Origin of the sequence: Pedobacter sp. BG31 (genome assembly GCF_042464845.1) — a bacterium.
In the GTDB taxonomy this organism is placed as follows: domain Bacteria; phylum Bacteroidota; class Bacteroidia; order Sphingobacteriales; family Sphingobacteriaceae; genus Pedobacter; species Pedobacter suwonensis.
Genome location: NZ_JBHNZK010000001.1, coordinates 25562 through 51250, shown reverse-complemented (window position 1 = coordinate 51250; position 25689 = coordinate 25562). Strand labels below are relative to the sequence as shown.

At 39.8% G+C, this 25689-nt stretch carries 21 protein-coding genes and 1 riboswitch; of the genes, 12 read left to right on the top strand and 9 right to left on the bottom strand.

Annotated features, from left to right (window positions below; all coding sequences use genetic code 11):
- The 4 genes from era (at window position 1) to ACFE6N_RS00240 (ending at window position 3749) form a co-directional block, all read left to right on the top strand.
- Window positions 1-897 carry a GTPase Era gene (era, locus tag ACFE6N_RS00255; protein WP_378932582.1) on the top strand — a complete coding sequence of 299 codons (897 nt, stop codon included), beginning with the start codon at window positions 1-3 and terminating at the stop codon, window positions 895-897.
- 16 nt (window positions 898-913) lie between these two features.
- On the top strand, window positions 914-1420 hold the full coding sequence (locus ACFE6N_RS00250; protein WP_090984458.1) for a TlpA disulfide reductase family protein: 507 nt from the start codon (window positions 914-916) through the stop codon (window positions 1418-1420).
- A 154-nt stretch (window positions 1421-1574) separates the two neighbouring features.
- Window positions 1575-2876, top strand: coding sequence for a ribosome biogenesis GTPase Der (der, locus tag ACFE6N_RS00245; RefSeq protein WP_090984664.1), 1302 nt, complete (start codon window positions 1575-1577; stop codon window positions 2874-2876).
- A 363-nt stretch (window positions 2877-3239) separates the two neighbouring features.
- The gene (locus ACFE6N_RS00240; RefSeq protein ID WP_378932578.1) at window positions 3240-3749 is read left to right on the top strand and encodes a GNAT family N-acetyltransferase; all 510 of its coding nucleotides are present in this window, start codon (window positions 3240-3242) and stop codon (window positions 3747-3749) included.
- A gap of 303 nt (window positions 3750-4052) precedes the next feature.
- On the opposite strand, the gene ACFE6N_RS00235 is transcribed toward ACFE6N_RS00240, so the two are convergent.
- The 4 genes from ACFE6N_RS00235 to ACFE6N_RS00220 all read right to left on the bottom strand — a co-directional run bounded on the left by ACFE6N_RS00235 (window position 4053) and on the right by ACFE6N_RS00220 (window position 8220).
- Window positions 4053-4559 (bottom strand): GNAT family N-acetyltransferase, encoded by a 507-nt coding sequence (locus ACFE6N_RS00235; protein ID WP_378932575.1) that lies wholly within the window; start codon window positions 4557-4559, stop codon window positions 4053-4055.
- A gap of 114 nt (window positions 4560-4673) precedes the next feature.
- Window positions 4674-5270, bottom strand: coding sequence for a short chain dehydrogenase (locus ACFE6N_RS00230; RefSeq protein WP_378932572.1), 597 nt, complete (start codon window positions 5268-5270; stop codon window positions 4674-4676).
- Window positions 5271-5329: 59 nt separating this feature from the next.
- Window positions 5330-6463 carry a histidine decarboxylase gene (locus tag ACFE6N_RS00225; protein WP_378932569.1) on the bottom strand — a complete coding sequence of 378 codons (1134 nt, stop codon included), beginning with the start codon at window positions 6461-6463 and terminating at the stop codon, window positions 5330-5332.
- Window positions 6464-6615: 152 nt separating this feature from the next.
- Entirely contained in the window at window positions 6616-8220 is a 1605-nt protein-coding gene (locus tag ACFE6N_RS00220) for a S41 family peptidase (RefSeq protein WP_378932566.1), read from the bottom strand.
- Between the two features lie 190 nt (window positions 8221-8410).
- Here ACFE6N_RS00220 and murQ point away from each other — a divergent pair, with 190 nt between their 5' ends.
- The 7 genes from murQ to ACFE6N_RS00185 all read left to right on the top strand — a co-directional run bounded on the left by murQ (window position 8411) and on the right by ACFE6N_RS00185 (window position 16784).
- Window positions 8411-9214, top strand: a complete 804-nt coding sequence (gene murQ, locus ACFE6N_RS00215) for an N-acetylmuramic acid 6-phosphate etherase (protein ID WP_378932563.1) — start codon at window positions 8411-8413, stop codon at window positions 9212-9214.
- A 100-nt stretch (window positions 9215-9314) separates the two neighbouring features.
- Entirely contained in the window at window positions 9315-9881 is a 567-nt protein-coding gene (locus tag ACFE6N_RS00210) for a hypothetical protein (RefSeq protein ID WP_090984443.1), read from the top strand.
- A gap of 38 nt (window positions 9882-9919) precedes the next feature.
- Window positions 9920-10675 (top strand): Bax inhibitor-1/YccA family protein, encoded by a 756-nt coding sequence (locus ACFE6N_RS00205; protein ID WP_378932560.1) that lies wholly within the window; start codon window positions 9920-9922, stop codon window positions 10673-10675.
- A 116-nt stretch (window positions 10676-10791) separates the two neighbouring features.
- Window positions 10792-10895, top strand: a riboswitch (SAM riboswitch).
- A 134-nt stretch (window positions 10896-11029) separates the two neighbouring features.
- Window positions 11030-14728 (top strand): methionine synthase, encoded by a 3699-nt coding sequence (metH, locus tag ACFE6N_RS00200; protein WP_378932558.1) that lies wholly within the window; start codon window positions 11030-11032, stop codon window positions 14726-14728.
- Between the two features lie 134 nt (window positions 14729-14862).
- Window positions 14863-15816: a methylenetetrahydrofolate reductase [NAD(P)H] gene (gene metF / locus ACFE6N_RS00195; protein WP_145857489.1), complete on the top strand. Its 954-nt coding sequence runs from the start codon at window positions 14863-14865 to the stop codon at window positions 15814-15816.
- A gap of 171 nt (window positions 15817-15987) precedes the next feature.
- Window positions 15988-16290, top strand: a complete 303-nt coding sequence (locus ACFE6N_RS00190; protein WP_378932555.1) for a hypothetical protein — start codon at window positions 15988-15990, stop codon at window positions 16288-16290.
- Between the two features lie 80 nt (window positions 16291-16370).
- A complete protein-coding gene (locus tag ACFE6N_RS00185) occupies window positions 16371-16784 on the top strand; it encodes a tail fiber domain-containing protein (RefSeq protein ID WP_378932552.1) in 414 nt (137 codons plus the stop codon).
- A 71-nt stretch (window positions 16785-16855) separates the two neighbouring features.
- Here the strand turns inward: ACFE6N_RS00185 and ACFE6N_RS00180 are convergent, their stop codons facing one another.
- The 5 genes from ACFE6N_RS00180 to thrA all read right to left on the bottom strand — a co-directional run bounded on the left by ACFE6N_RS00180 (window position 16856) and on the right by thrA (window position 23052).
- Window positions 16856-17398, bottom strand: coding sequence for an REP-associated tyrosine transposase (locus ACFE6N_RS00180; protein ID WP_378932550.1), 543 nt, complete (start codon window positions 17396-17398; stop codon window positions 16856-16858).
- A 144-nt stretch (window positions 17399-17542) separates the two neighbouring features.
- A complete protein-coding gene (locus tag ACFE6N_RS00175; protein WP_378932547.1) occupies window positions 17543-18085 on the bottom strand; it encodes an REP-associated tyrosine transposase in 543 nt (180 codons plus the stop codon).
- A gap of 169 nt (window positions 18086-18254) precedes the next feature.
- Complete coding sequence (thrC, locus tag ACFE6N_RS00170) at window positions 18255-19562, bottom strand: threonine synthase (protein WP_378932545.1); 1308 nt, start codon at window positions 19560-19562, stop codon at window positions 18255-18257.
- A gap of 88 nt (window positions 19563-19650) precedes the next feature.
- A complete protein-coding gene (locus tag ACFE6N_RS00165; RefSeq protein WP_090984422.1) occupies window positions 19651-20583 on the bottom strand; it encodes a homoserine kinase in 933 nt (310 codons plus the stop codon).
- Window positions 20584-20598: 15 nt separating this feature from the next.
- Window positions 20599-23052: a bifunctional aspartate kinase/homoserine dehydrogenase I gene (gene thrA / locus ACFE6N_RS00160; RefSeq protein ID WP_378932542.1), complete on the bottom strand. Its 2454-nt coding sequence runs from the start codon at window positions 23050-23052 to the stop codon at window positions 20599-20601.
- A gap of 926 nt (window positions 23053-23978) precedes the next feature.
- Here thrA and pckA point away from each other — a divergent pair.
- Complete coding sequence (pckA, locus tag ACFE6N_RS00155; RefSeq protein WP_378932538.1) at window positions 23979-25574, top strand: phosphoenolpyruvate carboxykinase (ATP); 1596 nt, start codon at window positions 23979-23981, stop codon at window positions 25572-25574.
- Window positions 25575-25689: the final 115 nt, after the last annotated feature.

Genomic DNA, 25689 nt, shown 5'->3' with positions numbered 1-25689 from the left:
ATGGCGCATAAAGCAGGTTTTGTTAGTATAATAGGTAAACCAAATGTGGGTAAATCTACCCTTATGAATGTGCTTGTGGGCGAGCGACTTAGCATTATTACTCCTAAGGCGCAAACTACAAGGCACCGTATTTTAGGTATCGTAAATGAAGAAGATTATCAGATCGTTTTTTCCGATACCCCCGGCATAATTAAGCCAAAATACAGTTTGCAGGAAAGTATGATGAGCTTTGTTAACGGATCTTTAACCGATGCTGATGTACTTTTATTTGTAACCGACATTAATGAGGTGCATGATGAAGACGATGTTCTGGATAAAATCCTGAATAAAGATATTCCTACGATTGTGTTGATCAATAAGATAGATCAGGCTACGCAAGAACAGGTAGAAGAGAAAATTGCCTACTGGCAGGAAAAGTTAAATCCGGTTGCGGTTTATGCCATATCAGCTTTACATAAACATAATGTAGATGGATTGTTGGATCGCGTACTGGAGATGTTGCCAGAACATCCGCCATACTACGACAAAGAAGATTTAACCGACCGCTCTGAGCGTTTTTTTGTTTCGGAGATGATCCGCGAAAAAATCTTCATGAATTACCACAAGGAAATCCCTTACAGTACCGAAGTGATTGTAAAGAGCTTTAAGGAGGAGGAAATGAAAAATGGCAAAGGCACCATGATCAGGATTACTGCAGAAATTGTAGTCGAAAGAGATTCGCAAAAAAACATTTTAATCGGCACTGGCGGAAGCATGTTAAAAAAGGTTGGGACCGAGGCACGTTTAGAAATCGAGAAATTTCTAGATAGCAAGGTGTTCCTGGAAATGTTTGTAAAGGTAATTCCCGACTGGAGAAGTAAAAAGAATTACTTAAAAAGCTTCGGTTACGATAATTAATTCCGATTTTTAAGATATGAAGAGAAATCTAACTTTTGTTCTGCTGTTGATCGGTACGGTGGTTTTTGCCCAGGAATCAAACAATGGTAAAAAGTTGTGGGCCAAATCTATCCTTAACGAAAAGGCTCCGGAACTAATTGTTGAAAAATGGATTTCAAAACAGCCTGATACCAAAGGGAAATTTGTGCTGATTGATTTTTGGGCAACCTGGTGCGGGCCATGCCGGGCATATATCCCTGCATTAAACGATATCCAGAAGAAATATGAGGATAAAATTGTAATCATTGGTATTTCTGATGAAGCAGCGGAAAAAGTAGAAGCTTTTAATAATCCAAAGATCAACTATTTTGAAGCCATAGATACTAAAGGAACTGTTAAAGATTTGCTTCAGGTTAAAGGTATTCCGCATGCTATCCTTATTGATCCAAAAGGAGTGGTAAGATGGGAAGGTTTTCCGCTGTTGCAGGGAAATGAATTAACGGAAGATGTAATCAAAGCACTTTTGGAAAAGTATAAAAATTAATATTAATAGCGGTTACGAAAAAATAACCGTACCTTTGCAGCCCGAAATAAATCGGTTAGTAGTTGATAGTCAATGGCTGATAGCCAAATTTTTGAGCAGCTTGCTCAAGGCACCAGGACCGTTAACTACAGCCATTAACTATCAAAAGAAGACCATGAGTAACATTATAGCCATCGTAGGCAGGCCAAACGTAGGCAAAAGTACCCTTTTTAACAGATTAACCGAAAGCCGTAAAGCCATTGTAGACGATATGAGTGGGGTAACCCGCGATAGGCACTATGGCGTGGGCGAATGGATTGATAAACAATTTACCGTAATTGATACGGGCGGTTATGTAGCCAACTCTGAAGATGTTTATGAAGCTGCCATTCGCGAGCAGGTGATGATTGCCATTGAAGAGGCCACCGTGTTGATCTTTATGGTAGATGTAACCACAGGTATTACCGATCTGGATGATGATATAGCCCAGGTATTGCGCAGGAGTAATAAACCCGTTTTTGTTTGCGCAAATAAAGTAGATAATACTGCTCTATATAACGAAATCCATACTTTCTATGGTTTCGGATTGGGCGAAGTATATCCTTTATCATCTATGACGGGCTCCGGAACAGGAGAGTTGTTGGATGAAATTGTTAAAAATTTCGAAGATATTCCTGAAGAAGAAAATCAATTGCCTAAAGTAACCATTGCCGGTCGTCCGAATGTGGGTAAATCTTCTCTCGTTAATGCATTAATTGGTAAAGAACGGAATATTGTGACTGCAAATGCAGGTACAACCCGCGATTCCATCAAAATCCACTACAATCAATTCGGTCATGAGTTTATGTTGATCGATACTGCCGGATTACGTAAAAAGACCAAGGTGAAAGAAAACCTGGAATTTTATTCGGTAATGCGTACCATTAAAGCTTTGGAAGAAGCTGACGTAGTGGTGTTAATGATTGATGCGGTTGAGGGCATTGAAAGTCAGGATATCAATATCTTCCACCTGGCCGAAAAGAACAAAAAAGGCATTGTGATTCTGGTAAACAAATGGGATCTGATCGAGAAAAATACGCAAACAATGAAAGCTTTTGAAGAGCAGATCCATGAGCGTATCCGTCCGTTTACTGATGTGCCGATTATTTTTACTTCGGTATTAAACAAGCAGCGGATTTTTAAAGCAATAGAGGCAGCTTTAGAGGTTTATAAAAACCGCAGCAAGAAAATTCCTACATCAAAATTAAATGATGTAATGTTGCCGCTGATTGAGAAATTCCCGCCACCGGCTTTGAAAGGAAAACACATTAAAATTAAATACATCACGCAGATTAATGCAACTTCGCCAATGTTTGCCTTTTTCTGTAATCTGCCACAGTATATTAAAGATCCGTATAAACGTTTCATCGAGAATAAATTAAGGGAAAACTTCGATTTTTCCGGTGCACCGATCCAGATTTATTTCAGACAGAAATAAGTTAGGGTTGAGGGCTTGAAGGTATAAGGCTTAAGGTCCAAATTCCCATAATTAAAAACAGGGTTGTTTCTTAAAGAAGCAGCCCTGTTTTGTTTTTTTTCATTCTGAATGATCATTTTTTTGCTGATTATTGGAGCTGAATTTATAGAGAGGTCGTCATTCCCAACTTGATTGGGAATCTTAATGCACTAACCTTTAAGATTCTTTTGTTCGTCGAGATTTGTAATCTCGTCGCAATGTTCTGTGGATTTGAAATCCACCAACGATGAAATTGTAGAGCCGGGATTACAAATCCCGACTGCGGTACAGTCCAAAGTACGATTGTCCTTATCAGTGGTCAGAAAATACCCCTACCTTTACCACATGCAAACACAAATACAAAATAGCCAGGCAACAGATATCGATGTCATTTTCGAATTTTATGATTTGGCTATTGCCCACCAAAAGAAAGTATTTAACAAACACTGGCAAGGCTTCAACATGGATATGGTGCAGACCGAAATTAATGAAAACCGTCAATATAAAATCCTCATTGATGGGGTAATAGCCTGTGTTTTTGCTGTTACGTTTAACGATCAGTTGATCTGGGGAGAACGAGATCATGATGCAATTTATATCCATAGGATTGTAACCCATCCTGATTTTAGGGGTTATGCTTTTGTGAAGGAAATTATAAAATGGGCTAAAGATTATGCGGTAGGGAATAACATTAAATTTATTAGAATGGATACCTGGGCGGATAATAAAAAGCTTCTGGAATACTATACCGATTGTGGTTTTAATTATGTTGGGGTAGTAACCATGGAAAAAACAGATGAATTACCAAAACATTATGGAGGAATCAGTTTAAGTTTATTTGAGATTGTATTATAATATGTAATCTTAATATTATAGCTATACAGATAACTCATTTATCCTTCGATGCGACCAGGTTTCAATATTTTACTATCGTCCTGGTTTTTAACGAGGATGAAGGAGATCCAAATTTGTAATGTGGGAATAGGAATGGAAAGTAGATAAAATCGGCATTTTCACGGCCTCCTCTTTGCAAATGAGAATGGTAAACGCGATTACTATTCCATAATTTTCCGTGTCTTCGTTGTAACTTAATAAAGTTGCAAAAAACTAAACAATATTTTTGCAGTAGGCTAAGACTAGTGGCATTGGCCGCGAAGCTCATTTTAATTCGATTTTCCAGCTTAACATATCATCAACTTCACCAATATGGATAAAGTTATTTTTTTCTAGAATGGTATAAGAGGCCACATTGTCCTTTGTTGTGGCAGCAAAAATGGATTTTACTTTAGGCTGTTCCCTGGCCCATTCAATTAATCTTCCAATCGCTTCAGTCATAAATCCTCTGCCTCTGAATTCTTCGTTAGTGCCATAACCGATTTCGATTTCGCCATTTTGGTCGGGTTCACCAACAAAACAGATATCGCCTACCATTCTGTTGTCTGGTTTGGATATAATTGTCCATAAAGTATGGTATAGATAATCCTTGTCTTTATCAAAAACGTTAGGTAAAATCGTCTGTTCCAAAGCTTCACGTAGCGAAGGAGAAATGTTTTTCCTGGTAGGTAGAAGGCCAAATTCTTGTTCTAAAGAATGATCATCTTTAATATATTTTAAGAGCTGATCGTGCGTTAAAGGTTTTAAAATGAGGCGTTCTGTTTCTATCATACTTGGTTTTGTTAGTTAGGCTAATATAAACTTTGGGGTTTTAGCCAAGTGGATTTTTACGCTAAGTTTTTATTAAGTCATCACAGCACAGACTTTTCGAAATGTTTAAGATTACTAATAAACCTTAATCACCTCGCCTGTTATAATACCCAATACACTTTTCTCGTAAGCTTTAATTACTTTTTCCATAGTAACCGGGATTTCTCCGGGGAAAGAATCGAAAAAAGCAGGCGAATCTTCAACCACATTGGGGCTGACGGCATTTATGCGGATTTCGCTTCCGATTTCGCGGGCAGCTGCCAAAATAAATGCATTGAGGCCACCGTTTATGGTACTCAATACAGAACCGGCGGCAACAGGACGTTCAGACAGTATACCCGAAGTTAACGTAAATGAACCACCTTTGTTAATGTAATGCTGGCCAATAAGCACCAGGTTAATCTGTCCCAATAGTTTATCCAGCAAACCGCTTTTAAATACTTCGCCTGTTAATTGATTTACAGGAGCAAAGGGACCTTTTCCGCTTGTACTGATCAGGGCGTCGAAAGGACCGATCTGCTCAAACATATTCTTGATCGATGTTTCATTGGTAATGTCTACCTGAACATCGCCTTTGGTATTCCCCACACGGATGATCTCGTGCTTTGGAGCAAAAGTCTCAGTTACTTTTTTACCCAGCGTACCTGTAGCGCCTACAATGATTATTTTCATTTATCTGTTTAACGTATATACTCATCTTAAACAGCAGGTGTATAGAAATGTTTGTAGTCTCAATCCTGTAAAACCAATTCAGTTTTGAGATCGGCAACCAGAAGGTCAATATGTGATGCTGTTACATTTGGCATGCAGATAATGTGCGAATTTCCCTGCTCGGCGGCAAGCTGCCATTTTTTGCAGATTTTTGCAGATGGGGTAGGGAAGTTTACCGTGATGGCATTGGCATTTCGCCAGGCAGCAATACCCAGCGCTTGAAGTTGTTGTTCGGTATAAGCGGCAGTTGCTAAGCTATGCATGGCCCTGCTTTTCAAACCGGCTATGCCCAAACGTTTAATGGTGTACCATAAAAACAAGGGGCTATGGCCATTTCTGGATCCGGTAATCGTCGTGTCAACGCTCCCGATATAAGCTACCGAACGGGCGATCCGATCGCGGTTAGATTTTTTGGCCACCACCACGCCACAAGGCATCGGAGAACCCAAAAACTTATGGCCGCTAATGGCGATACTGTCTGCGCCATCTTCAAAATCGAATGCTGGCCTGGGCTCAATCAGTGCGCTATAGGTACCAGAAAGCGCTGCATCAGCGTGGATATAATAATGCTGGATAGCCAGTTTTTTTAAAATGGCTTTGATTTTAGACACATCATCACGTGCTTCAGTCATGGTGGTCCCAATATTGGCCATAATAATAACAGGCATGTGGCGGTTCATTCTAATGGTGTACTCAAGATCTTCATAGTCGATTTCTCCGTTTGTCTGCGTGCGGATTACGATATTCGACATATTCAGCAAATGCAGATTCTTCTGCACACTATAATGCGTAGCTTCTGAGTAATAAACCATTGCTTTTGGATGTAGCTCGCGGGCCAGGTATAATCCATATAGATTCCCCTCCGAACCGCCATTGGTTACATAACCCCACCAATTATCGGCGGGTGCACGAAAAAGTTCGGCAAAAAACTGAACCACTTCTTTTTCCAGTTCGCGCGATCCGACACCATAGGTGGAAGTAACAAAAGGATCACCCAGATTATTCATCGGATATTTTAAAAAGCCGGAAAGCGCCTGGTAATCAAAATCCTTGGCTACCGGATAACCTAGAAATAGCTCAGTTTGTTCCTTTACGTTCTCTAAAAGATCGTTTAATGCTTCCTGGTCTTTTGCTTCTAATCTGCTCGTTTCCATAAATGATATGTTTACCGGCAAAATTAATAAAAACAGAATTTAGTATTAATATCTGATTTAAAATCAGAATATTATGTTGTTTTTTAATAATTTAAAGAAATTTAAAATTGATTTATTGTGTTCATTTTACTTTGGAAGCATATAAAATATGGCTATTGAAGGTTAAGGAGTGCCTGCCTTACCGCATTGTCATTCTGGTTTACAGCTTTATAATAGCCCACATCGCCTAAATAATAGCGGCAGAGTAAAGCTTTGAGATCATTTAAGATCACATTCTTTGAATTGTACAATTGAAACCGGTCAATCGTTATGTTTTTGCGTTGCAGGAATCCGATAAAATCTTTGAAGTCATTATCGTTTATGGTAAAGATATTGATGTTCTGTTCTACAAAGCTGGCACTGTACCTGTTAGTCAGTACATTAAATACATAATCAGAAAGCACTTTTTTGTTCACTAAACCAGTGTAAAACTTATTATAGCCTGTAGTGTCTAATTTTACGAATACGTCTGGCTGGATACCACCAACCGGTTTAGCTTTTCTATTGTGTTGAATTACCCCTTCCGTTTTCTCAATAGAATCCTGAAAAGAAGTACGGTCTCCGGTAAGTTCTCCATCCATCATCCGTTCGTCCAACTCATGTTTATAAGCATCATAGCCTTTCTTGTATGATTTTTGGATACTTCTGCCAGAAGGGGTGTAATATCTTGCGATGGTTAAGTTCAATGCAGAGCCATCGCCAAAAGCAAATTGTTCCTGTACCAAACCTTTGCCAAAAGAGCGGCGGCCAACAATAATCCCACGGCCCAGGTCCTGGATAGCTCCTGCAACAATTTCGCTCGCTGAAGCCGTATTTTCATTAATCAAAACAGCCAGTTTGCCATTTTGAAAAGATCCGGTGCCGGTAGAAAAGTAATCAGTTCGGGGCTCATGCTTACCTTGGGTGTATACAATGAGCTTATTTTCTCCCAGAAACTGATCGGCCAGGCCAGTTGCTGCTGTAAAATAACCACCTCCATTGTCGCGCAGGTCGAGAATAAGTTTTTTCATCCCCTTTGCCTTCAGGTTATTCGCTGCAGCAGCAAAATCATTATCCGTATTTGCGCCAAATTTACTGATCCGAACATAACCGGTTTCGTTGTTAATCATGTAAGCAGCATCAATACTGCTGATATTTACTTTACCACGGGTAACCATAATGCGGTTGCTCTGTGATGCGCCCGGGTGTAAGAGCACTACACTTACGCCAGTTCCGGATTTACCTTTAAAACGACCGGTAAGTTGATCTTTAGGCAGGTTTCGTCCGCTTACTATGGCGGTATCAATACTCAAAATCTTATCTCCAAGTTTAATTCCTGCCTGATATGCCGGTCCGTCCTTCACCACCCCTGTAACCATCATGGTATCGTTAAGCATATAATATTCTATGCCTACCCCTTCAAAATTTCCTTCCAGATTATCGGTCATATCCTGCGCATCGGTTGGAGGCAGGTAAACACTATGTGGATCGAGCTGGTGCAGAACGCTATCAATAGGTAAGTTCTGAAGGGAATCCGTATTGATGTCATCAACATAATTACCATTGATGATGTGTAAGATTTCGTTTAGTTTTTCGTCGCTGTTTTCAGCAAGCTGCGTACTTTTTTTAACGCCAAAACCTTGGTCTTTAATGAATTTTATACCCAAAAACATGCCTGCTATTAAGATTATAGAATAGCTTGAAGCGATTAGTATGTTGTTCCTGGTATTTTTTTTCATTGGCGTTACTGCAAATTTATGAAAATTAGCGGGTTGATATATTTTTTAACTGTATTTTCATGTCTTTTGTTTATAATATTTAGCATTAAATAATACCTGCCGCGGTTGGCTAAAATTTATGGCAGATATTTTTTAGATTTTTAACCTAGTTTTTAGAAAGAATTTACCGAATTTTATCAAAATTAAATTTATGAACAGAGTTACCGAGCAAGAATCTAACTATAAACACATCGATCAGATGTCGGTATTAGAGGTTTTGCAGGGCATTAATAATGAAGATAAAACTGTAGCATTTGCAGTTGAGAAATCTTTGCCTCAGATTGAAAAGTTAACGTCGGCAGTGGCCGGGCGGATGAAAAAAGGTGGGCGTCTTTTTTATATAGGTGCAGGTACAAGCGGTCGCTTAGGTGTAGTAGATGCTTCAGAATGCCCGCCTACTTACGGTGTGCCATTTGATTGGGTTGTAGGAATTATTGCTGGTGGAGATACTGCGATTAGGAAAGCAGTGGAATTTGCTGAAGATGACCCGGAGCAAGCCTGGAAAGATCTTCAGGAATTTGATATTAATGAAAAAGATTGCCTGGTTGGCCTCGCAGCATCAGGTACCACGCCCTATGTAGTGGGCGGATTAAAAATAGCTCGTGAACACGGAGTCTTAACAGGTTGCATTGTTTGTAATACCGGCGGACCTATTGCCGCAGCTTCAGATTTCCCGGTTGAAGTAGTTGTTGGCCCTGAATTTATTACCGGCTCTACGCGCATGAAATCCGGTACGGCGCAAAAAATGGTATTAAATATGCTAAGCACCACGGTGATGGTTCAGTTGGGGCGCGTGGTTGGCAATAAAATGGTCGATATGCAGTTAACCAATCATAAACTGGTAGACCGCGGTACACAAATGGTGGCCAATGAACTGAACATTGGTTATGATGAAGCCGCTGAACTGTTAAGCCGTTATGGAAGTGTACGTAAAGCTGTAGAAGCAGGGCATTAAAAATGAGAGAAGGATAGAATGAAAAAGTGTTGTGATGTAGAAATGATCTTAACATTCACTCATCAAAACTCACTCACTCATTCATTAATTAGAAAAAAGTATGCACGAAATTGAGCCTTATTACCAGTGGAGAGATGATTATATTTCGGCAGAAGATGAGCGTTCGCCATTTTATAACACCGAGTATTCAGAACTTTACTTTGATAAGCAGATCTATAACTTTTTGCTACACCCGCAATGGGATGAGTTTGGCTCTAATACCTTATATATGAAGGTTTTGTATGCTGACTATGACCGCAGTTATGCCATTATAGAGTTTATAGGCGAGTGGAACGATGCCATTAATAATGACATTATGTTGCTAAAACGCGATATTTTGGAGATGATGATGGATGAAGGACTTAATAAATTTATCCTGATTGGCGAAAATGTACTGAATTTTCATGCTTCAGACGATAGTTATTATGAAGAATGGTTTCAGGAAGTAGAAGATGGCTGGATTGTTGGGGTGAATTTTCAGGAACATGTAATCAGCGAATTCCGTGATAACAGCATTGATTATTACATTAACTTTGGAGGTGCGTTTGACAATCTGCCATGGCGTACCTTAAAACCTTTACAGTTCTTTAAAAAAGTTGAAGAACTGCTGACAAAAAGATTGAACTAAATCTTTATTTTTATATCATTTAACATACAAAAATTAAAATGGAACAACAAAATTATCAATATCAAAACAACAGTGTTTTCGTTCAGGAAGGATCTGTTTCTAAAAAATTCTTCGCCAACGTTTTCTTATGGATGTTTGTGGCATTGAGTTTATCAACAGTAGCGGCCTATTTATTTGGAACAAATGAGCAGTTTATGCAATACCTGCTAACCGTTAATCCATCTACCGGTAAAGTTGGTATGTCGATTTTCGGGTACATTGCCATGTTCGCGCCACTGGGACTAGTTCTTTTAATGGGATTTGGTTTAAGTAGACTATCATTACCCGCACTAATTGGTGTTTTCGTCCTGTATTCAGTACTGACTGGGGTGAGTTTAAGTTTTATCTTGTTAACTTATACCTCAGGCTCAATCGTGAGCTGTTTTGCGGGCGCGGCGGGAATATTTGGAATTATGGCATTTATGGGATATACAACCAATATTGACCTAAGTAAATTTGGACCAATCTTAATGGTTGGGGTTATTGGTTTAGTGATTGCCAGTGTAATTAATATGTTTATTCAAAGCGAACAGTTTAGTTTGTTTATGGCATTCATTGGTATTGCAATATTTACTGCATTAACAGCCTATGATGTGCAAAAAATCAAAAGAATTGGTGAAGGAATTGAGGCAAATGGCGAACAGGTTCTTCAGGTTGAAAGCAAGAAAATGGCTATTGTAGCTGCATTGTCCTTATACTTAGACTTCTTAAACATATTCCTTTTCCTATTACGCATTTTTGGAAGCAGAAAATAGATCTCAAAAACAAAATAATATTCTTAAGGCTGCGCAGTTTTGCGTGGCCTTTGTAATTTTATTTGGCAGCAAAGCGATAATTTTTGGAATTGATCATGCTTTGTTGCATTTTTGTATGCTTATTAAGAAAGACGGAGGGATTAGACCCAACGAAGTCTTAGCAACCTGTAACCTACAAGGTGCTAAATTCTATTCTGCAAATAGCGGAAACAGATAAGTTTAGGATTACGATTCACGTACCAACTTTTTCAATAAGCCTTTTAGAGACTTGAGACAATAGATTTGAGATTTTAGACATTACGTCTAATCCATTCTCATATCTAATCTCTCATATCTCAAATCTTACAACAGCAAATGGGTATAAGAGAAGAATTAGAGAAACGTATTTTGGTGATCGATGGTGCAATGGGTACCATGATTCAGCGATATAACTTAAGCGAAGAAGATTTCAGGGGAGAGCGATTTAAAAACCATCCTTGTGACGTGAAAGGCAATAACGATTTGCTCAATATCACACGTCCGGATATCATCAAAACGATACACCTGGAGTACCTGGCGGCTGGTGCAGATATTATCGAAACCAATACGTTTAGTACACAGCGTATTTCCATGGCTGATTATCAGATGGAAGACCTTTCTTACGAAATGAGTTATGAAGGCGCACGGGTGGCAAAAGAAGCTGTAAATGAATTTATGGCAGCAAATCCTGATCGTAAATGTTTCGTGGCCGGTGCTATCGGCCCAACAAACCGTACCCTTTCCATGTCGCCAAATGTAAACGATCCTGGTTTTAGGGCGGTTTATTTTGATGAGTTGGAAAAAGCTTATTATGAGCAGGTACGGGGTTTGGTAGATGGTGGTTCGGATGTATTGTTGATTGAAACCATTTTTGATACTTTAAATGCTAAAGTGGCTATTGTAGCCATTAAAAAATATGAAGAGGTAATAGGGCGTAAATTGGAAATCATGATTTCTGGTACCATTACTGATGCTTCCGGACGAACACTTTCCGGGCAAACTGCCGAAGCTTTTTTAAACTCTGTAATGCACGCAAAACCGCTAAGTATTGGTTTTAACTGCGCTTTGGGTGCAAAAGAGATGCGTCCGCATATTGAAGAGCTGGCTACAAAGGCAGGCTGCTATGTTTCAGCTTATCCAAACGCAGGTTTACCCAACGAGTTTGGTGCTTACGATGAGCAACCGCACGAAACGGCCCATCTGGTTGATGATTTTATTGCCTCGGGTTTTGTAAATATTGTTGGCGGCTGCTGCGGTACTACACCAGCGCATATTGGCTGTATTGCTAAAAATGCACGAAAAGCCAAACCCAGAAAATTACCGAAACTTCCGCAATACATGCGCTTAAGCGGGCTGGAGCCCGTAACCATTACCCCAGAAAGCATTTTTGTGAACATTGGAGAGCGTACTAATATTACCGGATCTCCAAAATTCTCTAAACTGATTTTGGGTGGCGATTATGAAGCTGCATTGGCCGTTGCCCTGCAACAGGTTGAAGGCGGTGCACAGATAATTGATGTGAATATGGACGAAGGAATGCTGGATTCGGAAGCCGCCATGACAAAATTCCTGAACCTCATTGCTTCAGAGCCAGATATCGCCAAACTGCCGATTATGGTCGATTCATCAAAGTGGTCGGTGATTGAAAATGGTTTGAAATGCCTGCAGGGGAAAGGGATTGTTAACTCCATTTCTTTAAAAGAAGGCGAAGATAAATTCCGTGAAAGCGCCCGTAAAATTATGCAATATGGTGCAGCGGTAGTGGTAATGGCATTTGATGAGCATGGGCAGGCCGATAATTATGAACGCCGGATCGAAATCTGTAAACGCAGCTATGATATCCTGGTAAACGAAATCGGTTTCCCGCCGGAAGATATCATTTTCGACCCTAATATTTTAACTGTGGCAACCGGGCTGGAGGAACATAATAATTATGCAGTCGATTTTATCAATGCTACCCGTTGGATCAAAGAAAATCTGCCTCACGCCAAGGTAAGCGGAGGGGTTTCCAATATTTCGTTTTCTTTCAGGGGAAATAATGTGGTAAGAGAAGCCATGCATTCGGCTTTCCTTTATCATGCCATCCGCGCAGGTTTAGATATGGGTATTGTAAATGCCGGTATGCTGGAGGTTTACCAGGAAATTCCGCCAGAATTGTTAGAAAGGGTAGAAGATGTACTGTTAAACCGCAGGGAAGATGCAACCGAACGCCTGGTTGAATATGCCGATACGGTTAAAACCAAAGGTAAAGAAGTAGTTAAAGATGAAGGCTGGCGAAAAGGTTCAGTTGAAGAAAGATTATCACATGCCCTGGTTAAGGGTATTGTAGAATACCTGGATGATGATGTAGAAGAAGCCCGGCAGAAATACGACCGTCCGATCCAGGTTATTGAGGGGCCATTGATGGATGGGATGAATATTGTGGGAGATTTATTTGGTGCCGGAAAGATGTTTTTGCCCCAGGTGGTAAAATCGGCCCGGGTAATGAAAAAAGCAGTAGCGTACCTGTTACCTTTTATTGAGCAGGAAAAACTGAACAATCCTGATCAGGACCAGAATTCTTCGGCCGGAAAGGTATTAATGGCTACCGTGAAAGGAGATGTACACGATATTGGTAAAAATATTGTAGGCGTGGTACTGGCCTGTAACAACTTCGAAATTATAGATATGGGCGTGATGGTTCCGGCACAGGATATCATCAAAAAAGCCAAAGAAATAAATGCTGATATTATTGGTTTAAGTGGTTTGATTACGCCTTCGCTGGATGAAATGGTTCACTTTGCCAAAGAAATGGAAAGAGAGGGGTTCACGATCCCGTTGATCATTGGTGGAGCAACTACTTCACGCATCCATGCAGCAGTAAAAGTAGCGCCGAATTATTCAGGGCCAGCTATCCATGTATTAGATGCTTCAAGAAGTGTTACCGTTTGCAGTACCTTGATGAATCCTGAAACGAGAGATGAATATATCGCCGGCATCAAAGCTGAGTATGATAAAGCACGCGAAGCGCATTTAAATAAACGCTCAGATAAGCGCTTTAAGACCTTAGAAGAAGCACGAGCAAATAAATTCAAGATTGATTTTCAGCCCGATTTACCCGTTCCGGAATTTACAGGTACCAGGGTTTTCGATAATTATCCCCTGGAGGAACTGGTTCCATACATCGATTGGACACCTTTTTTTCATACATGGGAGCTCCGTGGTAGTTATCCTAAAATTTTCGACGATAAAAATGTAGGCGATGAAGCAAAGAAACTGTTTGATGACGCACAGGTTCTGTTAAAACGCATCCTCGACGAGAAATTATTAACCGCGAGGGCAGTGATCGGTTTTTGGCCCGCAAACGCGGTAGGAGACGACATCGAGTTGAGAGTTGAGGGTGCTGAGTTGGGAGACTCCAAACCCCAAACTCCAAACTCCAAACTAGTCAAAATCCACACCCTTCGCCAACAGACTGAAAAAGTAGATGGGCAGCCATATTATGCTTTATCGGATTTTATTGCACCAAAAGAAAGCGGAATTCAGGATTATTTTGGTGGTTTTGCCGTAACTGCAGGGATCGGGATTGATGAACTGGTGAATGAGTTCGAATCTAATTACGATGATTACAACAGCATTATGGCTAAAGCGCTGGCCGATCGTTTGGCAGAAGCCTTTGCCGAGCGCATGCACGAACGGGTACGTAAAGAATATTGGGGTTATGCCCAGGATGAAAACTTAAGTAATCAGGAATTGATTAAAGAAGAATACGCAGGTATCCGTCCGGCGCCAGGTTATCCTGCCTGTCCTGAACACACCGAAAAAGGAACCCTGTTCGAATTGCTTGATGCTGAAAATAAAATTGGCCTACGTTTGACTGAAAGTTATGCCATGTATCCAACTGCTGCAGTAAGTGGGTTTTACTTTGCACATCCAGAGTCAAGATATTTTGGATTAGGAAAAATTACCAAAGACCAGATAGAAGATTACGCCATCAGAAAAAATATGCCGGTTGAAGAAGTAGAGCGATGGTTAAGTCCGAATTTAGCTTATTAACACTTCACTTTTGTCATCCTGAGCGCAACGAAGGATCTTTAAGCGAAGTATGAAGATAACTTACAGTTAAAAAATAGAAACTGCCATTATTTATGAGATGCTTCATTAGCATTCAGCATGACAATTAACAAGGTATGAAGATTACAGACCATATAAAAAACGCAAAGGGTAAAACCCTGTTCTCTTTTGAATTATTGCCGCCTATCAAAGGGCAAAGTATCCAATGGATTTACGATGCGATAGAGCCTTTGCTGGAGTTTAATCCGCCTTTTATTGATGTAACTTCACTGCGTGAGGATTATATTTATAAGGAGCAGGCTAATGGTTTGCTACAAAAGGTATCTTACCGTAAACGCCCGGGTACCATTGCCATTTGTGCGGCCATCATCCATAAATATAAGGTTGATGCCGTTCCACACCTCATTTGCGGTGGATTTACCAAAGAAGAAACCGAAAATGCACTGATTGATCTTCAGTTTTTGGGAATCGACAACGTGTTAGCTTTGCGTGGCGATGCGCGCAAGGCAGACGGGAATTTTGTGCCAACCCCCGGTGGACACTGTTATGCTACAGATTTAATTGAGCATATCAAGAACCATAACGAAGGTAAATTCCTGCATGAAGATGTGGAAACCTTTAAGAGCGATTTTTGTATCGGCGTGGCAGGTTATCCGGAAAAACACTTCGAAGCACCCAATATGAATACCGATTTTAAATACCTGAAAAAGAAAGTTGAGGCGGGAGCGGAGTTTATTGTTACCCAGATGTTCTTTGATAACCAGAAATATTTTGATTTCGTAAAGAAATGCAGGGAAAACGATATCAATATTCCGATTATACCGGGTTTGAAGCCTATCAGTACCTTGTCACAGTTAAATGTATTGCCTAAAATATTCCATATTGATTTGCCTGATGAGTTAACCGATGCGCTATCACATGCTAAAAACAACAACGAGGCGAAAGAAATTGGTACTGAGGCCATGATCAAACAATGTAAAGAACTGATTGATTTCGGTGCGCCGGTATTACACTTTTATACCATGGGCCGCCCTGAACAGACCAAACAAATTGCAAAGGCTATTTTTTAGTAAAAAGCCCTCTCAGGTTTCTAAAACCTGGGAGGTCTGATCCAAACCATTATTCGAAATAGCTCCCTGCTCTCGTAAGTTTGCGCATAACATCTGCTCAATATTTCAAATTCTGACAGAACATTAAGTTTAAATTATTGTTTTAATGTAATAGCATCTATATTTGTAACGATGAAATCAGTTAGTCTTAAATATATATTGATGGTCTGCATGGCGCTTGCTTTTTTCGTTAAGGTGAGCCATGTGGTTTCTTATTTAAGCTATTCTGATCGTGATGTTGAGCTTCTATCTACAAATGACGATGCAACTGAAAAGGAAGAAAAGAAAACGGAAAGTGAATTTGCGGTGCAGGAAATTTCATTTAACGGGACCTTGTATTTCCCATTTCATACTTCAAAAAAGGTGATCATACCTGATCATACTTTCCAACTGGCATACTTTCCAGAGGTTTTAACGCCTCCTCCATCCATTTAATACATCTTTTTAGATTTATTTCCTGTTTCGAGAAAACAGAAACAATTTTTATTTCAAAAATTTCAAAATAATTAATAGATATGAAACGAGCAATTTCATTCGCAGTGCTTTTAATCGCTGCCTCTTTAAAAATCAGTGCACAAGAAGTGGTGCAGAATAATGTTAAACCTGTAGAAAATGCTTTAAGCCAGGTTACCAAGCTGGAGCCCGTAAGTTTTAATTATGATAAAACCTGGGCCGAGAAGTTAAAACTATCTGCCAGACCTCAATATGGTTTTGTTGGAGCTGATGCAAAGGCAGCTGTTCCAAATATTGTTTCGGTGCAGTCCAAAGATTACAGTGCAGGAAAAAATGCTTTTAAAAGTGCTACCATCACCAAGGTAGATTATGAAAGTTTAGTTCCGCTTTTGGTAGCCAGCATCAAGGAACAACAGCAACAGATCGAGGCATTAAGGCATGAGTTAAAAATGATAAAATCGCAGGGCGCGAAGTAATTTAGTTGGTCCGGATTTGTAATCCGGACCGATTGTATTCCAGATTTATAATCTGGTTAATTAATATCTAGTCATAAATAAACAACTTCCAGCAGGCCTAAACCACCAGCATATTTTATAGCCGAACTATAGTTGTAATGTTCTGCTTCTGAAACAATTCCTGATTCAATAGGGTTATTATGAATGTAATCTAGTTTTTGATCTTTAAACTCATTTGAATATAAAGCGATGGGATGGAAACCATCCTGCCAAAATTTATATTCTTTGTTTTTGATATGGATTCGGGCAGCAAAGGAAAACTTATCTAATAGCCATTCTCTGCTTTCATTAATTTCTCCAATCGTTTTGACGATCTTTTTAGATGTGAATTTTTTAAAGTCCCTGATAATGTCCGAAAGGTTGTAATTTTCTTTAGCACTCACAATCATATGTAAATGGCTTGGCATTAAACACCAGCTATAAATAATCAATCCTTTTTGTGATTGGCAATATTTAAGACTTTCAATAATAACTTCGGCAAGTTCTTTTCGCGTAAATGCATCAATCCATCCCACTACTGTTGTAGTTATGAAGTAAATGTCGTTTTGATTGGTGCCAGCGTATTCGAAAGCCATAATTCATTTAATCACAAGGATTGTAAGTCCTTAGTTCAAAGTCGGGATTGCAAATCCCGACTAACTTCATACTTGACGCTGGTCCGGATTTGCAATCCGGACTTATTGTACTGCAGATTTGCAATCTGGTTTATAAAATCCTAATCATAAATAAACAACTTCCAGCAGGCCTAAACCACCAGAATAGTTTATAGCCGAACTATAGTTGTAATGTTCCGCTTCAGAAACAATTCCCGATTCAATAGGATTATTATGAATGTAATCTAGTTTTTGATCTTTAAACTCATTTGAATATAAACCAATAGGATGGAAACCATCCTGCCAAAATTTATATTCTTTGTTTTTCATATTGATCCGTGCAGCAAATGAAAACTTATCTAAGAGCCATTCTCTACTTTCATTAATTTCTTCGATTGTTTTTATAATTTTTTTTGATGTAAATTTCTTAAAGTCCCTGATAATATCTGAAAGTTTGTAATTTTCTTTAGCACTCACAATCATATGTAAATGGCTTGGCATTAAACACCAGGCATAAACAATCAATCCTTTTTGTGATTGGCAATATTTAAGACTTTCAATAATAACTTCGGCAAGTTCTTTTCGCGTAAATGCATCAATCCATCCCACTACTGTTGTCGTTATGAAGTAAATGTCGTTTTGATCGGTGACAGCGTATTTGAAAGCCATAATTCATTTAATTACAAGGATTGTAAATCCTTAGTTCAGAGTCGGGATTGCAAATCCCGACTAACTTCATACTTGACTGCTGGTTCGGATTTGCAATCCGGACCTATGGTTCTCCAATTGAAATCTGGTCAATTTATCCTTCTAAGTCTACAATCTCGACCAATCTTTATTATCCTTTAAGCAAATATTCTTTAAATCCTTCAAAATCTATCCCTAACTGATCTGCATGTTTAGGTTTGCTTTCTAACGCCTTTACTTGCACCGGGATTTCAATTTTAGCTGCGATCTCCGCCGGGAAAATATCGGGGAATTTACAGGCATGCGCCGTTGATAAGAAAACAGCGGCACTGTTATCTGCAGGGTTTTCATTTCTGTATTTTTCAATGGCTAAATATGCAATTGCGGTATGCGGACAGGCTACGTAATTTAAATTTTCGTCTATTTCTTTAATACCCTCCAGTGTTTCATCATCAGTGAAACGGTAAGAAGTAACCATTTTTTTTACCGCTTCTACATCTTGATCAAAAAGATCCATAATGCGGACCCAATTGCTAGGCGCACCAACATCCATGGCATTGGAATAGGTTTGGGTTGATGGCCTGGTTTCATAAACACCACTTTCTAAAAAGCGCGGTACTGTGTCATTAACATTGGTAGCGGCAATAAACTGTTTAACTGGTAATCCAAGTTTATAAGCCAGTAAGCCTGCGCCAATATTTCCAAAATTCCCACTCGGAACAGAAAATATCACATCCTCAAAACCTTGTTTTTTAAGTTGGGCGTAAGTGTTAAAATAATAAAATGTTTGTGGAATCAATCGGGAGATATTGATCGAATTTGCAGAAGTCAACCTGAATTTCGCATTCAGTTCACGATCAGCAAAAGCCTGTTTCACCAGTGCCTGGCAATCATCAAATGTTCCTTTTACCTCAACAGCCCTGATATTTTCGCCGTTGGTGGTTAACTGTAATTCCTGTATCGGGCTCACTTTCCCTTCCGGATAAAGGATCGTTACCCTGGTATTAGGCACGCCTAAGAAGCCTAGCGCCACTGCACCACCGGTATCACCCGAAGTAGCAACCAGAACATCCAGCAACTGCTCGCCGTCTTTTAAGAAGTAAGCCATTATACGGCTCATAAAACGGGCGCCAAAATCTTTAAACGCTAACGATGGACCGTGGAAGAGTTCTAAAACAAAGGTTTTATCATCTAATTGAACTGCTGGTGCATCAAAATTAATGGCATCGTTAATTAGTGCTTTTAAATCTTCAGCCGGAATCTCCTCTTTTAATAGCGTAGAAGCTACCTGATAAGCGATTTCAGGTAACGAATATTGCTCAATATTTTGAACGAATTCTGTATCAAGCTGTGGAATTTCAACAGGCATATATAAGCCCTTATCCTGTGGCATGCTATTAAAAACGGCTTCTTTGAAAGAGACACGTAAATCTTTATTATTGGTTGAGTATAGTTTCATTTTAAGGTATAGGGTTTGGGGTGTAAGGTTTAGGGTTAATGGCGCCGAGTATAACCCTACGCCCTAAGCCTTTTACCTTACACCTTCTTTAAATTACGCTAGGTCCTTCGGCATTCACCGGAGAAACAAAAGCTTTGCTATTGATATTTATTTTATGTAAATGTTGTTGTTGCAATTTGGTAATTTTTCTGGCTGTTTCTTCATCCTTTGTTAAGGCGAAAACGGATGGTCCGGAACCTGAAATCCCAAATCCAATTGCGCCGTTCTCTGTTGCCAGTTTTCTCATTTCCTCAAAACCAGGAATCAGGATCGAGCGCACCGGTTCTACCAGAACATCCTGCATACTTCTTCCAATCAGGTCGAAATCATTCATAAATAGCCCGCTCACTAAACCTGCAACATTTCCCCATTGCTTAACGGCATCGCTTAAAGCTACCTTACTGCGAATCATCTGACGGGCATCTTTAGTGGGTACATCAACCTCCGGGTAAACAATTGCAGCATACATGCCTGCAGGAGTGGGTAATGAGATTACATCTAAGGGTTCATAACTTCTCACCAGTACAAAACCACCTAGTAAAGCCGGTGCAACATTGTCGGCATGACCATAACCGCAGGCCAGTTCTTCGCCTTTCATGGCAAAAGGAACCAATTCCTTAACCGTTAGTAAATCGCCCATTAATTTGTTGATGGCAAATAAACCGGCAACGGTACTGGCAGAGCTTGAACCTAAGCCACTGCCAATAGGCATTTTTTTATGCAATTCAATTTCTACGCCTACGTCTAAACGATTGATGTGTTTTAAATAATGCTGAACACTGGCACTTACGGTATTTTTTTCTGCGTCTAAGGGTAAACGTCCTTCATCGCCGGTTATTTGTTTGATCACCACACCTGGTGTATCGGTAAATCGCATTTCAACTTCGTCACCAGGTTCGTTTACGGCAAAACCCAGTACATCGAAGCCACAAACTACGTTTGCAACGGTTGCCGGAGCGAAAACTTTTATACTATTTTTCATTATGGATTGGCTTAGCTATTTGTTTAAAGTTCCTACGTTAATAATATCGGCAAAAACTCCGGCGGCGGTCACTTCGGCGCCAGCACCAGGGCCTTTTACTACCAATGGGCGGGTTTTGTAGCGATCTGTAGTAAAAGAGATAATATTATCACTGCCCGATAGCATATAAAAAGGGTGACTGTCATCTACCATTTGCAGGCTGATTTCTACATTGCCATCTTCCAGTTTACCGATATAGCGTAAAACCTTTCCCTCGCTAGCTGCGGTGTTTTTTAAATTCTCGAAGTAAGCTGCATTGGCCTGTAATTCTGAATAGAAGTCTTCAACAGATGCTGCATTTAAGCAGGCATCAGGCAAAATGTTGTCGATTTTTACATCACTGGCTTCTAATGGATAACCAGCATCGCGGGCAAGAATTAGCATCTTACGCATAAAATCTTTCCCATTTAGGTCGTCACGGGGATCTGGCTCAGTGTAGCCCAGTTCCTGTGCTTCCTTTACTGTTTCGTAAAAACCGGCGTCGCCTTTAAAGTTATTGAAGATATAAGAAATCGTTCCTGATAAAATAGCTTCAATCCGTGCTACTTTATCACCACTCATCATCAGTTCGCGCAGTGTACGGATAATCGGTAAGCCTGCACCAACGTTGGTTTCGTAGTAAAAGTCAACGCCAAATTTACGGGCAGTATCTTTGAATGATTTGTACTGTGCATAATCTGCCGAGTTGCCTTTTTTATTACAGGTAACTACCGAAATACTGCTTTCAAATATGCCCTGGTAAAATTCGATAGGCTGTTCTGCCGCCGTGTTATCAACAAAAACACAGTTGGGCAGGTTCAGGGCTTTCATTTTGGCAACAAAGCCGGCTAAATCTGCCTGTTCACCATCTGTGTTCAGTTCTGTTTCCCAATTTTCCAAAGAAAGTCCATCGGCATTGAAGGTCATTTTGCGTGTATTGCTGATGCCTGTTACCTTCACCTGGAGATCATTATTGGCAGCGAGAAAAGGCATTTGCTCTTTCAACTGATTAAATAGCGTTTTGCCGATGTTTCCGGTGCCTAAACAGAAAACGTTCAATGTTCTTTTCAGCTCGGTAAAAAAGGCATCATGTACTGCATTTACCGCTTTAGATAGATCAGCTGCACTGATAATCACCGAGATGTTGTATTCTGAAGAACCTTGGGCAATTGCCCTTACATTGATACCATTACGACCTAAAGCGCTGAACAAACGTCCGCTCATTCCCGGCGTGCGTTTCATGTTTTCGCCAACAATGGCCAAAACGGCAAGGTTATTTTCAACTTCTGGCAATTCCAGTTTTTTAGCATCCAGTTCCAGCTCAAATTCTTTCTTGATTAAGGAAATGGCCTGCGAAGCATCTGTTGGTTTAACGACGAAAGTAATGCTATGTTCTGATGAAGATTGCGTAATCAATACCACATTGATCTGTTCGCGCGAAAGCAGGGAAAATAACCGCCCGCTAAAGCCAGCTTTACCCACCATACCGCTTCCGGTGAGGTTGATGATGCTGATATGATCAATAGAAGAAATTCCTTTAATGGGTAGATTTGATGTTTTTACATCGCTTTTGATGTAGGTTCCCGCGAAATCAGGCTCGAAAGTGTTTTTGATCACAATCGGAATCCTTTTCATAAAAGCTGGGATCATAGTTGGCGGGTAGATTACTTTAGCCCCAAAATAACTCAGTTCCATGGCCTCGGTATAGCTTAGTTCAGGTAATGAAAAAGCCTTTTTAACCATACGGGGATCAGCAGTCATCATGCCGTTTACATCCGTCCATATTTCTATTTCTTCCGCATTCAATGCGGCACCCCAAACCGCTGCGGTATAATCAGAACCACCGCGGCCCAAAGTAGTAACCCTGCCAGCAGCATTGCTGGCGATAAAACCAGTTACAAAAAGTACCTGGTCTTTATTTTCCTGATAAAAATTGTTGATCAGCAGTTCAGTCAACTCAGTATCAACCTTTGCCTGTCCAAAGTTGCTGTCGGTTTTAATCAGTTCAGATCCATTTACATAAAGCGAACCGCCAATGTTCTGGGACGCAATATGGCTGATCATAAAGGTGGAACAGCGTTCACCATAACTCAAGATCTGATCTTTGGTTTGTAAACTTAATTCACGCAGATTGGTTACGGCCTGCAGTAGATCTTCCAATTCGTTAAAAAAGATCTTCAGACGGGTAAACACCGGGTTTTGTGCTGCCGCAGGCAAAAGGGCGCGGATGACAGCAAAGTGTTTGGCCTCAATTTCTTTTAAATGTGCGTCGTAATCTTCACCACGTTCAGCCATTTCGGCCATATCGGTAAGTAAATTGGTTACACCACTCATTGCCGATAATACAACTACCGGATTATTGTTCTTTTTTTCTTCGCCAACCAGGCGTAAAAGCGTTTTAATGTTCTCGGCCGAACCTACGGATGTGCCGCCGAATTTGAGTACTTTCATTATTGATATGAGGTTTAACTGTTTGTTGCTACGTTCAACGTTGGTTTGAAATGCGCGTTTTTGCAGGTTTCATTCAGCATGGTTTAAAAAAAAAGCGTCCCGATTTTCATCGGGACGCTCTGTGTTTTATGTTTTTTCAATTTACAACAAATTAGCCCCGCTGGTTTATACCGGTGGTAATAATAATCGTTGTAATAATTGAAGTATTAAAATTCATCTTGTCTTGGTGTACTTTATACACCGTAAAGTAGAAGATTATTTTTTTAAAATGCAAATGTTATTTAATTTTTATTTCGAAATTTTTATTAAAACGTTTAAGTAAATGCAATAGCGATATTATCTCGGTCTTCGGGAAATATATTCAAAGGCGCAAAAAAAAAGCTACTGATGGTTTTACAATAAGGTATGGGAGATACTTTTTTATTAAAAAAGGTGCTTCAGTAGTGCTTTGGACATTGCAGCCCTGCTAACCGCTAAAGTCCCGATGGTATTGCTGTTTTACTGTTTGTGAGATCGGGGAGCTTCCGCTTTTATCAGGTTTAATTAACGCGGGCTGTTGCTGCTATCTAAGTTACTCGCCTTTCCAGCGCCTAATTATCCCCTCCCTTGGTTAGCCTGCTCCGATGCTTTTAAGAGTATATCCATAGATGGGACTTAGAGTTGATCTTTTAGTCGAAGAAGCGTCACCTCTTAAATCCTTATAAGTAGGTGTAGTCGTAAGGATTAAACATTACTAAAACCATTTATCTAAATTTACTTAGTGTATATTTTTAATTTTTTTTGTGTTTAAAAAATGGTTTTAATCTATTTAAATTCAGATAATTAAATCATAGTGTATTTGCTACAATATGTAAAAAATTAAGTTTTAAAACTCGTTTTTGTACAGAATAAGTCTTTACCTTTGCGGCACTAACTAACTTATTGTTATGAGCAAAAAGAAACTGCAAACGCCAGATTTAAGCTATTTAAATCTAGGCGATCACATTGCTGTAAAGTACCAATTATCTCCAACGGAATTAATTGATGAAGCCTTATTAAATAAAGAAGGTGTGTTGGCCACTTCAGGGGCACTTGCCGTTGACACGGGAAAATTTACCGGGCGTTCTCCTAAAGATCGGTTTATTGTGTGCGACGACATCACCAACGATCAGGTTTGGTGGGGAGATGTAAACATTAAAATCTCTCCTAAAAAATTCGATCAGCTATTTTATAAGCTAACCAATTATCTGGAAGATAAGAAAATCTATGTTCGCGATTCTTCCGCCTGCGCCCATCCCGAATATGCGATGTCCATCAGGGTAATTACGGAAACGGCTTATCAGAATCTTTTTGCCCATCATTTGTTTATTCGCCCAGCGGAAGATCAATTGGGGGCAAGTCCAGAGTGGACGATCCTTGCTGCACCAGGTTTTCTAGCCGATCCGGTATCTGATGGAACCAGACAGCAGAATTTTTCAGTCATCAATTTTACCAAAAAGATGATTTTGATCGGCGGAACCGGTTATACAGGTGAAATAAAAAAAGGAATTTTTTCTGTTTTAAATTTTATTCTGCCAGTATATCATAATACTTTATCCATGCACTGTTCAGCCAATAGGGGTAAAAATGGCGATACCGCTATATTCTTCGGTTTGTCCGGGACCGGAAAAACCACTCTTTCAGCTGATCCGGAAAGAGGATTAATTGGCGATGACGAACATGGCTGGTGCGAAGATTCGGTATTTAACTTTGAAGGCGGTTGTTATGCTAAATGTGTGGATTTAAGCGAAGAGAAAGAACCACAGATTTTTAAAGCAGTAAAATCTGGATCGCTATTGGAGAATGTTGGTTTTTTCCCGGATACGCAACAGGTTGATTATACTGATATCAGTAAAACAGAAAATACCCGCGTGGCTTATCCAATAGATTATATTGATAATGCCATCTTGCCTTCAATAGGAACTGTTCCTAAAAACATCTTTTTCTTAACTGCAGATGCATTTGGGGTATTACCTCCCATTTCAAAGTTAAATGTAGAGCAGGCGATGTTCCACTTTATGAGCGGTTATACGGCAAAAGTAGCTGGAACGGAAACCGGCATAACAGCGCCTCAATTAACTTTTTCGGCTTGTTTTGGTAAGGCTTTTTTACCGCTGCATCCGTCCAGATATGCCGCATTATTAGGCGAGAAAATGGAAAAACATCAGGTAAACGTGTGGTTAGTGAATACTGGCTGGAGCGGAGGTCCTTATGGCGTAGGGGAAAGGATGAAATTACGGTACACCCGGGCAATGATTTCTGCAGCTTTGGATGGCAGCTTAGATCATAACAGATATAGGCAACACCATGTATTTAGACTGATGATGCCATTAAGTTGCCCTGGGGTGCCGGATGAAATTTTAGATCCCGCTGAAACATGGGATAATCAGGAAGAATACTTTTTAAAAGCCTATGAACTACTAAATGCTTTTACAGAGAATTTTAAGCAGTTCGACCTGACAAAAGTGCCAAAAAGCAGTCACGTGGCGTTAAAATTATGTTAAATGTGCTTTAAAATGCATTTTTTGAACGAAAAATTTGCAATTCGATTTTTTTTTAGTTTTTATTGTGAAAGAATTGCCTCGGCTGGGGCAATTTTTTTGTTATACACGGTGGTGA